Source organism: Pseudomonas sp. AC255 (assembly GCF_979258175.1).
The window spans coordinates 1112688-1125649 of record NZ_OZ409841.1 but is presented as its reverse complement, the minus strand read 5'-3'; the positions used below and the strand labels follow the sequence as shown (position 1 = coordinate 1125649).

9 protein-coding genes are annotated in these 12962 nt (G+C 60.3%); all 9 read right to left on the bottom strand.

Annotated elements, in window-relative coordinates:
* Nucleotides 1–33 precede the first annotated feature (33 nt).
* The 9 genes from ACZZ0K_RS05280 to mtnA all read right to left on the bottom strand — a co-directional run bounded on the left by ACZZ0K_RS05280 (nucleotide 34) and on the right by mtnA (nucleotide 12923).
* Nucleotides 34–312, bottom strand: a complete 279-nt coding sequence (locus ACZZ0K_RS05280) for a hypothetical protein (RefSeq protein WP_252878671.1) — start codon at nucleotides 310–312, stop codon at nucleotides 34–36.
* A gap of 192 nt (nucleotides 313–504) precedes the next feature.
* Entirely contained in the window at nucleotides 505–2190 is a 1686-nt protein-coding gene (gene rpsA, locus ACZZ0K_RS05275) for a 30S ribosomal protein S1 (protein ID WP_016770920.1), read from the bottom strand.
* 119 nt (nucleotides 2191–2309) lie between these two features.
* The gene (gene cmk / locus ACZZ0K_RS05270; RefSeq protein ID WP_056788351.1) at nucleotides 2310–2999 is read right to left on the bottom strand and encodes a (d)CMP kinase; all 690 of its coding nucleotides are present in this window, start codon (nucleotides 2997–2999) and stop codon (nucleotides 2310–2312) included.
* Entirely contained in the window at nucleotides 2996–5203 is a 2208-nt protein-coding gene (locus ACZZ0K_RS05265; protein WP_258707043.1) for a bifunctional prephenate dehydrogenase/3-phosphoshikimate 1-carboxyvinyltransferase, read from the bottom strand. Before ACZZ0K_RS05265 ends, cmk begins: the two co-directional genes overlap by 4 nt.
* 28 nt (nucleotides 5204–5231) lie before the next feature.
* Nucleotides 5232–6344 (bottom strand): histidinol-phosphate transaminase, encoded by a 1113-nt coding sequence (gene hisC, locus ACZZ0K_RS05260; protein ID WP_463559002.1) that lies wholly within the window; start codon nucleotides 6342–6344, stop codon nucleotides 5232–5234.
* Between the two features lie 13 nt (nucleotides 6345–6357).
* Nucleotides 6358–7452 (bottom strand): prephenate dehydratase, encoded by a 1095-nt coding sequence (pheA, locus tag ACZZ0K_RS05255; RefSeq protein WP_016770924.1) that lies wholly within the window; start codon nucleotides 7450–7452, stop codon nucleotides 6358–6360.
* On the bottom strand, nucleotides 7452–8537 hold the full coding sequence (gene serC / locus ACZZ0K_RS05250; RefSeq protein ID WP_039760041.1) for a 3-phosphoserine/phosphohydroxythreonine transaminase: 1086 nt from the start codon (nucleotides 8535–8537) through the stop codon (nucleotides 7452–7454). The genes pheA and serC overlap by 1 nt, the downstream gene beginning before the upstream one ends.
* 231 nt (nucleotides 8538–8768) lie before the next feature.
* Entirely contained in the window at nucleotides 8769–11423 is a 2655-nt protein-coding gene (gene gyrA / locus ACZZ0K_RS05245) for a DNA gyrase subunit A (RefSeq protein ID WP_056788344.1), read from the bottom strand.
* A gap of 423 nt (nucleotides 11424–11846) precedes the next feature.
* Nucleotides 11847–12923, bottom strand: a complete 1077-nt coding sequence (gene mtnA / locus ACZZ0K_RS05240) for an S-methyl-5-thioribose-1-phosphate isomerase (RefSeq protein WP_041478272.1) — start codon at nucleotides 12921–12923, stop codon at nucleotides 11847–11849.
* Nucleotides 12924–12962 lie beyond the last annotated feature (39 nt).

Sequence of the window (12962 nt, the reverse complement as noted above, 5' to 3'; positions counted from 1 at the left end):
GGCACTCCAGTAGCGAGTCGGATCGCCGCTGCCCTAACGACACATCACCAACATGGTTCGGGTCACGAAGCCTGCGGGATTGAAGCCAAACGGGTATTCGTCTTCATCTTTGGCATCGTCAGAACGGGTGATGACCTTATAGCCCTTGCCTTTACACTCCTTCGCTGCGCGCCTCTGGCACTTTTCCCAACCGGAACCCAACCCGGAGCAATCGACCTCGATACCACTGACGCCGCGCACCGCATGGGTTTTCGCGCTGGTGGTGCAACCTGCCAGCGCCAGGACCACCGCAACAACAAATAACTTGTTCATCCACTTCCTTATGCCAGGCAAGCCTGACGACTAATACTCAAGATCAAGCTTAGTCGCGAATAGGCGATTGATCCGATTAAAGAAACAGACCCGCAGGCGAAGCCATTGGTTTCATGTACGGACGTACAAAGACCAAATCGCAGGCACAAAAAAGGGCGACCGAAGTCGCCCTTTTTAATGATCAAGCAGAACTCAGTTCTGTTTGGCCATTGCTTGACGCAGCAGTGCCGCCATAGTGGTGTCAGCTGCTTCACCTTCCGGAGCTGCTTTCAGGCTCTGGATGGCTTCTTTCTCTTCAGCATCGTCTTTCGACTTGATCGAGAGCTGGATTACGCGGCTCTTGCGATCAACGCTGATGATCTTGGCTTCAACTTCCTGGCCTTCTTTCAGAACGTTGCGCGCGTCTTCAACGCGGTCACGGCTGATTTCGGAGGCTTTCAGGGTAGCTTCGATGTCGTCGGCCAGAACGATGATGGCGCCTTTGGCGTCAACTTCTTTCACGGTACCGGTCACGATAGCGCCCTTGTCGTTAACCGAGACGTACTCGGAGAACGGATCGCTTTCCAGTTGCTTGATGCCCAGGGAGATGCGCTCGCGCTCTGGGTCAACCGACAGGATGACAGTGTCCAGCTCGTCGCCCTTCTTGAAACGACGTACGGCTTCTTCGCCCACTTCGTTCCAGGAGATGTCGGACAGGTGAACCAGACCGTCGATGCCGCCGTCCAGACCAATGAAGATACCGAAATCGGTGATCGACTTGATGGTGCCGGAGATCTTGTCGCCCTTGTTGAACTGGCCAGAGAAGTCTTCCCATGGGTTCGACTTGCACTGCTTGATGCCCAGGGAGATACGACGACGCTCTTCGTCGATGTCCAGAACCATGACTTCCACTTCGTCGCCGACTTGTACGACTTTCGAAGGGTGGATGTTCTTGTTGGTCCAGTCCATTTCCGAAACGTGTACCAGACCTTCAACGCCTTCTTCCAGCTCAGCGAAGCAGCCGTAGTCGGTCAGGTTGGTAACACGAGCGGTAACGCGAGTGCCTTCTGGGTAACGGGCTTTGATAGCAACCCATGGATCTTCGCCCAGTTGCTTCAGGCCCAGGGAAACACGGTTGCGTTCGCGATCGTATTTCAGAACCTTGACGTCAATCTCGTCACCAACGTTGACGATCTCGGAAGGATGCTTGATGCGCTTCCAGGCCATGTCGGTGATGTGCAGCAGGCCGTCCACGCCACCCAGATCGACGAATGCGCCGTAATCGGTGAGGTTTTTGACGATACCTTTGACTTGCTGGCCTTCCTGCAGGGATTCCAGCAGAGCTTCACGCTCGGCGGAGTTCTCGGCTTCGAGGACGCTGCGACGGGAAACGACAACGTTGTTGCGCTTCTGGTCCAGCTTGATGACCTTGAATTCCAGCTCTTTGCCTTCCAGGTGCGTGGTGTCGCGCACTGGACGGACGTCAACCAGGGAACCTGGCAGGAACGCACGGATGCCGTTAACGTCGACAGTGAAGCCGCCTTTAACCTTACCGTTGATAACGCCCTTGACCACTTCCTCGGCTGCGAAGGCTGCTTCCAGAACGATCCAGCATTCAGCGCGCTTGGCTTTTTCACGGGACAGCTTGGTTTCGCCAAAGCCGTCTTCAACCGAATCCAGAGCAACGTGAACTTCATCACCAACGTTGATGTTCAGTTCGCCAGCATCGTTGTAGAACTGCTCAAGCGGGATGAGTGCTTCAGACTTCAGACCAGCGTGAACGGTTACCCAGCGAGCCTGGTAATCGATATCAACGATAACACCGGTGATGATGGAGCCTGCCTGAAGGTTCAGGGTTTTCAGGCTTTCTTCAAAGAGTTCCGCAAAGCTTTCGCTCATTTTAATTCCTGTAGATGAGGGCGAAGTAAACGCCCATCTCCACACCCCAGACGGTGTGGGTTAGTTTCATTTAAAAGAAGCACCGCAGGACTATGACTGGTCCCCTGCGACCTTCTTGGTCACCCGGCGATATCGCGAATGGCGATCTCGCTCATGATGCGTTCAAGCACCTGATCGATGGAAAGCTCCGTTGAATCCAGCTGAATCGCGTCGGCCGCCGGCTTGAGCGGGGCTACTGCGCGCTGGGTGTCACGCTCATCGCGTGCACGGATCTCATCTAGCAGACTCGACAGACTAACACCCTCGACTTTGCCCTTCAACTGCAAATATCGACGGCGCGCCCGCTCCTCGGCACTGGCGGTGAGGAAAATCTTCAGCGGTGCACCCGGAAATACCACCGTGCCCATGTCGCGACCGTCCGCCACCAGACCCGGCGCTTCCTGAAACGCACGCTGGCGCTGCAGCAGCGCCTCGCGTACGGCGGGCAGCGCAGCCACTTGCGAGGCCCCGGAACCGACGCTTTCGGTGCGAATGACATCGCTGACTTCGTCGCCTTCGAGAATGATCCGCTGCAGCTGACCTTCGGTCGCGGCGATGAACTGCACATCCAGATGAGCGGCCAATGTCTTCAGCAGCTCTTCATTGGTCAGGTCGACGCCATGGTTATGCGCAGCAAACGCGAGCAAGCGATAAAGCGCACCGGAATCCAGCAGGTTCCAGCCCAGACGCTTGGCCAGAATCCCGGCGACCGTGCCTTTGCCGGAGCCGCTTGGCCCATCGATGGTGATGACCGGTGCAATGTTTTTCACGACTGAGCCTCTTGTGCCACACGAATGCCGACTTGCCCGCACAGCGCGAGGAAGTTGGGGAACGAGGTCGCGACGTTGGCGCAATCATGGATGCGGATCGGTGCGGTAGCGCGCAACGAGGCAACGCTGAAGGCCATGGCGATACGGTGGTCGCCGTGACCGTGCACTTCACCGCCGCCGATCTGGCCGCCGTCGATGATGATGCCGTCCGGGGTCGGTTCGCACTTGACGCCCAGCGCCAGCAAGCCGTCCGCCATGACCTGAATCCGGTCGGATTCCTTGACTCGCAGCTCTTCGGCGCCGGTCAGCACGGTCCGCCCTTCGGCGCATGCAGCAGCGATGAACAGGACCGGGAATTCGTCGATGGCCAGCGGCACCAGTTCCTCCGGAATCTCGATACCTTTGAGTTTAGCTGCCCGCACGCGCAAGTCAGCCACTGGCTCGCCGCCCACTTCACGCTGGTTTTCCAGAGTGATATCGGCGCCCATCAGTCGCAGGATATCGATCACGCCAGTACGGGTCGGGTTGATGCCAACGTGCTCGAGCACCAGCTCGGAACCCTCGGCGATCGAGGCCGCGACCAGGAAAAACGCCGACGACGAGATATCGCCCGGCACTTCGATGTGAGTCGCGGTGAGCTTGCCGCCGGACTCGACCGAAGCCGTGGCGCCGTCGACGCTGACCGGGTAGCCGAAGCCGCGCAGCATGCGCTCGGTGTGGTCGCGGGTCGGTGCAGGCTCGGTCACCGTGGTCTTGCCTTCAGCATAGAGACCGGCAAGCAGCAGGCAGGATTTCACCTGGGCACTGGCCATCGGCATGGTGTAGGTCAAGCCCTTGAGCTTGTGGCCACCGCGAATGGTCATCGGTGGACGACCTTCGGCAGCGGTTTCGATCACGGCGCCCATTTCTCGCAGAGGATTAGCCACGCGATTCATCGGACGCTTGGACAGCGAAGCGTCGCCGGTCAAGGTGCTGTCGAAGTTCTGCGCCGCCAGCAGGCCAGAGAGCAGACGCATCGAGGTGCCAGAGTTGCCCAGATAGATCGGGCCCGGCGCAGGTTTCAGGCCGTGCAGGCCGACACCGTGGATGGTAACGCGGCCGTGGTGCGGGCCTTCGATGACCACGCCCATGTCGCGAAACGCCTGCAAGGTCGCCAGGGCGTCTTCGCCCTCAAGGAAGCCTTCGACTTCGGTGACGCCTTCGGCCAGCGAGCCGAGCATGATCGAACGGTGGGAAATCGATTTGTCGCCCGGTACGCGAATCCGACCGGACAGGCGGCCACCAGGTTGAGCCAGGAAGATCAGATCGTTGGAATTCATAGCGTCCACATAGGCCCTGCGGGCCAGGATTTTACTGAAATGCTCGCGGGCAACCCGGGCGCGCGTGAAAACGCCCAACAATTGGTGCCCATCCCCTGCATCGACCGCGTCGCGCAAGGCGTCGAGGTCGCTGCGAAATGTATCGAGTGTGCGCAGGACAGCCTCGCGGTTGGCGAGGAAGATGTCGTGCCACATCACCGGGTCGCTTCCTGCGATTCTTGTGAAATCGCGAAAACCTCCGGCAGCGTAACGGAAGATCTCCAGATTTTCATTGCGCTTGGCCAACGAATCGACCAGACCGAAGGCCAGCAGGTGCGGCAGATGGCTGGTCGCGGCCAGCACTTCGTCGTGACGCTCGACCTGCATGTGCTCGACATCGGCACCCAGTTCACGCCAGAGGCGATCGACCAGCGCCAGTGCGGCAGGATCGGTCTGCTCGAGCGGCGTCAGGATCACCTTGTGCCGGCGGAACAGCTCGGCATTCGAGGCTTCCACCCCGCTCTGCTCGGAACCGGCAATCGGGTGCCCCGGCACGAAACGCGCCGGCATGCCGCCGAACGCCTCGGTCGCCGCGCGCACCACGTTGCCTTTGGCGCTGCCGACATCCGTAAGAATCGCCTGCCCCAGATCCATGACAGCCAGACGCGCAAGCAGCTTTTCCATAGCCAGAATCGGCACCGCCAGCTGAATCACATCAGCACCGACGCAAGCCGTCGCCAAATCGTCTTCGCAGCGATCAACCACACCCAATTCGACCGCGAGCTTGCGCGATTGCGGGTCGAGATCAACACCGACCACCTCACGGCACAGGCCGCTTTCACGCAGACCCTTGGCAAACGAACCACCGATCAACCCCAGACCGACCACCACAAGGCGACCGATCATAGGTGCAACAGGTTGCAGCGCAGTGACATCACCCACGAGCCAGAACCTTGCGCAGCGCCTCGAGGAAACGGCTGTTTTCGGCCGGCAGACCGATGGTCACCCGCAGGTGGTTCGGCATGCCGTAATTGGCCACCGGACGCACGATCACGCCTTCGCGCAGCAAGCCCTGGAAAATCGGCGCCGCGACCTGGCCGAGATCGACACAGATGAAGTTGCCTTTGGACTCGATCCAGCTCAGTCCCAGCTCACGGAAACCCGCCTGCAACTGCTGCATGCCGGCTTCGTTGAGCTGACGGCTTTGCGCCAGATATTCATCATCTTTCAATGCCGCACAGGCCGCCGCCAAGGCGAGGCTGTTGACATTGAACGGCTGGCGAACGCGGTTCAGCACGTCTGCCACCACAGGCGTCGACAAGCCATAACCGACGCGCAGCGCGGCCAGACCATAGGCCTTGGAGAAGGTGCGCGACACCAGCAGGTTCGGGTACGCCGCGAGGAAGTCGAGACCGTCCGGCAAATCGCTGCCTTCGGCGTACTCGATGTAAGCCTCGTCGAGGACTACCAGCACATGCTCGGGAACGTCCTGCAGGAATTCGTCCAGCGCTTCGGCGCCGAACCAGGTACCGGTCGGGTTGTTCGGGTTGGCGATGAACACCACGCGGGTGTTGGCATCGATGGCCGCAAGCATCGCCGGCAGGTCATGGCCCCAGTCTTTGGCTGGAACGACTTTGGCCTGCGCACCGACAGCTTGGGTAGCAATCGGATACACAGCGAATGCATGTTCGCTGAATACCGCGTTCAGGCCCGGCGCCAGATAGGCACGGGCGACCAGCTCAAGAATGTCGTTGGAGCCGTTGCCCAGCGTGACCTGATTCAGCTCGACACGGCACTGCTCGGCAAGCAGAGACTTCAGGGCGAAACCATTGCCGTCCGGGTAGCGGGTCAGCTCGGCCAGCTCTTCGCGGATCGCCGCCAATGCCTTCGGGCTGGCGCCCAATGGGTTTTCGTTGCTCGCCAGTTTGACGATTTTTGCCGAATCCAGATCCAGCTCGCGCGCCAGTTCGTCCACAGGCTTGCCCGGAACGTACGGCGAAAGTTGTTGCACGCCCGGCTGTGCCAGAGCGAGGAAGTTGCCACTCATTTGCTACCGCCCCTTAGAGAACTGCTTTCGGGTAGGAACCCAGCACTTTGAGTGCTACTGCTTCCTGACTGATCTTTTCCAGCACACCTTTGATCAACGGATCACGGTGGTGGCCGACAAAGTCGATGAAGAACACGTAGGTCCATTTGCCGCTGCGCGACGGACGGGTTTCGATGCGGGTCAGGTCGATGCCATTGTCGTGGAACGGCACCAGCAGCTCATGGAGCGCGCCGGGCTTGTTGCTCATCGACACGATGATCGAGGTCTTGTCGTCGCCGGTCGGCGGCACTTCCTGGTTACCGATCATCAGGAAGCGGGTCGAGTTGTCCGGGCGATCTTCGATCTTCTCGGCCAGACGCGTCAGGCCATACAGCCCTGCCGCCATGTCGCCAGCGATCGCTGCCGAATTCCACTCACCCTTGACCCGTTTGGCCGCTTCGGCGTTGCTCGACACCGCGACGCGTTCGACATTCGGGTAATGCGCGTCCAGCCACTTGCGGCACTGGGCCAGCGACTGCGCGTGGGAATAGATGCGACTGATGCTGTCGGTCTTGGTGTTTTCGCCGACCAGCAGATGATGGTGGATGCGCAGCTCGACTTCGCCACAGATCACCATGTCGTGCTCGAGGAAGCTGTCCAGCGTGTGGTTGACCGCGCCTTCGGTGGAGTTTTCCACCGGCACCACGCCGAAATTCACCGCACCGGCGGCGACTTCGCGGAACACTTCGTCGATTGCCGCCATCGGCTTGCTGATCACAGCGTGGCCGAAGTGTTTCATCGCTGCCGCTTGGGTGAACGTACCTTCAGGGCCGAGATACGCCACTTTCAGCGGCTGCTCCAGCGCCAGGCACGACGACATGATTTCGCGGAACAGCCGCGCCATTTCTTCGTTGCCCAGCGGCCCCTGATTGCGCTCCATCACACGCTTGAGCACCTGAGCTTCGCGCTCGGGACGATAGAACACCGGCACTTCGCCTTCGGCCAGCGAGGCCATCTTCACGCGGGCGACTTCCTGGGCGCAACGCGCACGCTCACTGATCAGCTCGAGGACTTTGGTGTCCAGAGCGTCGATGCGAACGCGCAGTGCCTTGAGTTCTTGCTCGGACATCAGCCGTGTTCCTTCTCGAATTCCGCCATGTACGCCACCAGCGCGTTGACCGCGGTGATGTCGACGGCGTTGTAGATGGAGGCGCGCATGCCGCCCACCGAGCGGTGGCCCTTGAGATTGAGCAGGCCGCGCTCGTCGGCACCGGCGAGGAACGGCTTGTCCAGACGATCATCAGCCAGACGGAACGGTACGTTCATCCACGAGCGATCCGACTTGTTGATCGGGTTGCTGTAGAGGCCACTGGCGTCGATGAAGTCGTACAGGGTGCGCTGCTTGACGTCGTTGAGCCTGGCGATCGCTTCGACGCCGCCCTGCTCTTTCAGCCATTGGAACACCAGACCGGACAGGTACCAGGCCAGCGTCGGCGGGGTGTTGTACATCGAGCCGTTATCGGCCGCGACCTTGTAGTTGAGCATGGTCGGGCACAGCGAGCGGGCCTTGCCGAGCAAGTCTTCGCGGATGATGTTGACGACGATGCCGCTCGGGCCGATGTTCTTCTGCGCGCCGGCGTAGATCATGCCGAAACGCGAAATATCGACCGGGCGCGAGAGGATGTCGGAAGACATGTCGGCAACCAGTGGCACGTCACCGGTTTGCGGGATCCACTGGAATTCCAGACCACCGATGGTTTCGTTCGGCGCGTAGTGAACGTACGCGGCATCTTTCGACAGATTCCACTCGTTCTGGCCTGGGATGGCGAAATAGTCGTAAGGCTTGGCAGTGGCAGCCACGTTGACGTGGCCATAGCGCGAGGCTTCTTCGATGGCTTTCTGCGACCAGATACCGGTGTCGATGTAGTCGGCCGAGCCGCCTTCAGGCAACAGGTTCAGCGGGATCTGCGCAAACTGCTGACTGGCGCCGCCCTGCAGAAACAGCACTTTGTAGTTCGACGGGATATTCAGCAGGTCACGCAGATCCTGCTCGGCCTGGGTGGCGATGGACACGAACTCATCGCTGCGATGGCTCATTTCCATGACCGACAGACCCTTGCCGTGCCAATCAAGGAGTTCACCCTGGGCGCGCTGCAGGACAGCTTCAGGCAGCGCCGCCGGACCGGCGCAGAAGTTATAGGCTCGCTTGCTCACATCCAATCTCGCTCTGATTTGGTGGTATCACGCAATAAATCACACTACCGATCAACATGGCCCTGTGGGAGCGAGCCTGCTCGCGAATGCATCACCGCGGTGCTTCAGAGGTACCGCAGCGCCTGCTTTCGCGAGCAGGCTCGCTCCCACAGGGGATCTCCATGATGTCGAAAATTCATACCGGACAAATAACAAGGGGGCGAATTCTCATCCGCCCCCTCGTTTGTCCGCTTATTCCTGCGGTTCTTCGTCTGCTGCGGCGTCGAGTTGCTGGTCGTCTGCGGCCTCGTCGATACCGACGCTGCCTGCGATTTCCTCGCCCTCTTCACCTTCGAGCTCTTCGCCTTCGATTTCCGAAGGCTCCTGAACCCGCTCCAGGCCGACCAGGGTTTCATCCTTGGCCAGCTTGATCAGCGTCACGCCCTGAGTATTACGGCCCAGGCTCGACACTTCGCCGACACGGGTACGCACCAGGGTGCCCTGATCGGAGATCAGCATGATTTCTTCGCCGTCGAGCACCTGCACTGCACCGACCAGACGGCCGTTACGCTCGTTGCTGACCATGGCGATCACGCCCTGACCGCCACGCTTGTACTCAGGGAACTCGGTGATCGCGGTGCGCTTGCCATAACCACGCTCGGAAGCGGTGAGGATCTGGCTGCCTTCTTCCGGGATCAGCATGGAAATCAGCTTCTGCCCTTCCGGCAGACGCATGCCGCGTACGCCGCGAGCGGTACGGCCCATGGCACGCACGTCGGACTCTTTGAAACGGGTGACCTTGCCGCCGTCGGAGAACAGCATCACTTCGCGCTCGCCATCGGTGATGGCCGCAGAGATCAGCACGTCGCCTTCGTCCAGCTCCAGCGCGATCAGACCGACGCTGCGCTGACGGCTGAAGGATTCCAGCGGGGTCTTCTTCACGGTGCCGTTGGCGGTGGCCATGAAGATGTAGTGACCTTCGGTGTATTCCTCGACCGGCAGCATGGTGGTGATGTATTCACCATCATCCAGCGGCAACAGGTTGACCAGCGGACGACCACGGGCCGCGCGGGATGCTTCCGGAATTTCGTAGGTCTTGAGCCAGTACACCTTGCCCTTGCTGGAGAACAGCAGCAGCGTGGTGTGGCTGTTGGCAACCAGCAGGTGAGCGATGTAGTCCTCGTCCTTGACGCCGGTAGCCGATTTGCCTTTGCCGCCACGACGCTGAGCCTGATACGCAGCCAGCGGCTGGGTTTTGGCGTAGCCACCGTGGGAGATGGTCACGACGCGCTCTTCTTCCGGGATCATGTCACCCAGGGTCAGGTCGAGACGGGCATCGAGAATTTCGGTGCGACGCACGTCGCCGTATTCGGCGCGGATCACTTCCAGTTCTTCGCGGATCACTTCCATCAGGCGCACGGCGCTGTTGAGGATGCGGATCAGCTCGCCGATCTGGTTGAGGATCTCCTGGTACTCGGCCAGCAGCTTCTCATGCTCCAGACCGGTCAGGCGGTGCAGGCGCAATTCCAGAATCGCCTGGGCCTGTTCTGGCGAGAGGAAGTACTTGCCTTCGCGCAGACCGTATTGCGGATCGAGGTTTTCCGGACGGCACGAATCGGCACCGGCGCGTTCAACCATCGCCACCACAGCCGAGGATTCCCAAGGCGTGCTGATCAGCGCTTCCTTGGCTTCCGACGGCGTTGGCGACGCCTTGATCAGGGCGATCACCGGGTCGATGTTCGACAGGGCAACGGCCTGGCCTTCGAGAATGTGCCCACGCTCGCGCGCCTTGCGCAGTTCGAACACGGTACGACGGGTAACCACTTCGCGACGGTGACGGACGAAGGCTTCCAGCAGATCCTTGAGGTTGAGGATGCGTGGGCGGCCGTCGATCAGCGCGACGATGTTGATACCGAACACCGATTGCAGCTGGGTCTGGGCGTAGAGGTTGTTGAGGATTACCTCAGGCACTTCGCCGCGACGCAGCTCGATCACGACACGCATACCGTCCTTGTCGGACTCGTCGCGCAGCTCGGTGATGCCCTCGAGCTTCTTCTCTTTGACCAGCTCGGCGATCTTCTCGATCAGACGCGCCTTGTTCAGCTGGTAAGGCAGCTCGGTGATAACGATCTGCTGACGGCCACCGACCTTGTCGATGTCTTCGATGATCGAGCGGGCACGCATGTAAATGCGCCCGCGACCGGTGCGGTAGGCTTCGATGATGCCGGCACGACCGTTGATGATCGCGGCCGTCGGGAAGTCCGGACCGGGAATGTATTGCATCAGCTCATCGACGGTCAGCTCGGGATTGTCGATGAGGGCCAGGCAACCGTCGATGACTTCACCGAGGTTGTGCGGCGGAATGTTGGTCGCCATGCCCACGGCGATACCGCTGGAACCGTTGACCAGCAGGTTCGGTACGCGGGTCGGCATGACCGCCGGGATCAGTTCGGTGCCGTCGTAGTTCGGCACCCAGTCTACGGTTTCCTTGTGCAGGTCAGCCAGCAGCTCGTGCGCCAGCTTGGTCATGCGCACTTCGGTGTATCGCATGGCCGCAGCGTTGTCGCCGTCGACCGACCCGAAGTTGCCCTGGCCGTCGACCAGCAGGTAGCGCAGGGAGAAAGGCTGGGCCATACGAACGATGGTGTCGTATACGGCAGTGTCACCGTGCGGGTGATACTTACCGATCACGTCGCCGACGACACGGGCAGATTTCTTGTACGGCTTGTTGTAGTCGTTGCCCAGCTCGCTCATCGCGAACAGTACGCGACGGTGCACGGGCTTGAGGCCATCGCGCGCATCCGGCAGTGCACGGCCGACGATCACGCTCATTGCGTAGTCGAGGTAGGACTGTTTCAGCTCGTCTTCGATATTGACCGGGAGGATTTCTTTGGCCAGTTCGCCCATGAGAAGCCTGATTCCTTTTTCTGGTGAAACTTCGTCATATCCATGTGGGAGCAACGAAGCTCGTCGGGGCCGGCCGAGTGCCATGCGCCGACTTACGACAAATCAACATTGGATCGCGGATTTGCGCAGTAAAGACAGCTCCGTGGAGCCGCCTCGGAAAACGCCGGATGTTATCACAAAGGCCGCCACGCACCTATCCCCCAGATGCGCATGGAGCATAGTTAGTTGACCGATGACAGGCTTGAGGGGGACGACAGAAGCTCTGAGCTTCTTTGAATGTGAAATCTGGGGCAGATTTACAGTTGTTTATTGACATTCAGGCCCTCATCGCTGGCAAGCCAGCTCCCACAGGTTCAATGCCGGGCACAAAACCTGTGAGAGCTGGCTTGCCAGCGATGGGGTCCGCTCAGACGCAATAGTCCTTCAATGCAGGCGCTTGCGACACATCAGCAGGGCCATTTTCGCGGTGTCCGGGCGCTCGACGATGCCTTTCTCGGTGACGATCGCATCGATCAGATCCGCCGGGGTGACATCAAACACCGGGTTGAACGCTTCAACATCGGCACCGACGCGTTTACCGCCAACTTCAAGCAGTTCGGCGCCATCACGCTCTTCGATCGGGATGTCATCGCCGCTGGCGAGGTTCATGTCGATGGTCGAACTCGGCGCCACCACCATGAAGCGCACGCCGTGGTGCATGGCATTGACTGCCAGTTGATAGGTGCCGATCTTGTTCGCCACGTCGCCATTGGCGGTGATGCGGTCGGCGCCGACGATCACCCAGGTCACGCCTTTGGTTTTCATGATGTGCGCGGCGGCGGAGTCGGCGTTCAGGGTCACTGGGATGCCTTCGTTGGCCAGTTCCCACGCGGTCAGGCGCGAGCCTTGCAGCCACGGCCGGGTTTCGTCGGCGTAAACGCGCTCGACCATGCCTTCTATATAAGCAGCGCGGATCACCCCCAGCGCAGTACCGAACCCGCCGGTGGCCAGCGCGCCGGTGTTGCAGTGGGTAAGGATGGCTTGAGCGTTGCCTTGATGTTTGCGAATCAGATCGACGCCAAGCTGCGCCATGGTCAGGTTGGCCTCGCGGTCGCTTTCATGAATGGCGATAGCTTCGGCTTCCAGCGCCGCCAGCGGATCGGCGTTGCTTTTCAGGCGATCCAGGCGATCGTGCATGCGGCCCAGCGCCCAGAACAGATTGACCGCGGTCGGACGCGAATCTGCCAACAGCGCGAAATCCTCTTCCAGCGCCGCGTACCAGTCGCCGCCCTCGGCAATCCGCGCCCGCGCCGCGAGGACGATGCCATAAGCCGCACTGATGCCGATGGCCGGTGCGCCACGCACGACCATCGAGCGAATCGCTTCGGCCACGCCGGCGGCGCTGGTGTAGGCGATCCAGTTTTCCTCGAACGGCAAAATACGCTGATCCAGCAGGTGCAGCGCGCCATCACGCCAATCGATGGCCTTTACTTTCTCCGCAGCCAACAGTCGATCGCGCATCCCACACCCCGCACTCATGAACAAAAGCCGCCGATTATA

What these genes read in the sequence shown, in the direction of transcription:
- ACZZ0K_RS05280 (WP_252878671.1), bottom strand. Translation starts at nt 312, where the DNA reads ATGAACAAGTTATTTGTTGTTGCGGTGGTCCTGGCGCTGGCAGGTTGC.
- rpsA (WP_016770920.1), bottom strand. Translation starts at nt 2,190, where the DNA reads ATGAGCGAAAGCTTTGCGGAACTCTTTGAAGAAAGCCTGAAAACCCTG.
- ACZZ0K_RS05265 (WP_258707043.1), bottom strand. Translation starts at nt 5,203, where the DNA reads ATGATCGGTCGCCTTGTGGTGGTCGGTCTGGGGTTGATCGGTGGTTCG.
- hisC (WP_463559002.1), bottom strand. Translation starts at nt 6,344, where the DNA reads ATGAGTGGCAACTTCCTCGCTCTGGCACAGCCGGGCGTGCAACAACTT.
- pheA (WP_016770924.1), bottom strand. Translation starts at nt 7,452, where the DNA reads ATGTCCGAGCAAGAACTCAAGGCACTGCGCGTTCGCATCGACGCTCTG.
- gyrA (WP_056788344.1), bottom strand. Translation starts at nt 11,423, where the DNA reads ATGGGCGAACTGGCCAAAGAAATCCTCCCGGTCAATATCGAAGACGAG.
- mtnA (WP_041478272.1), bottom strand. Translation starts at nt 12,923, where the DNA reads ATGCGCGATCGACTGTTGGCTGCGGAGAAAGTAAAGGCCATCGATTGG.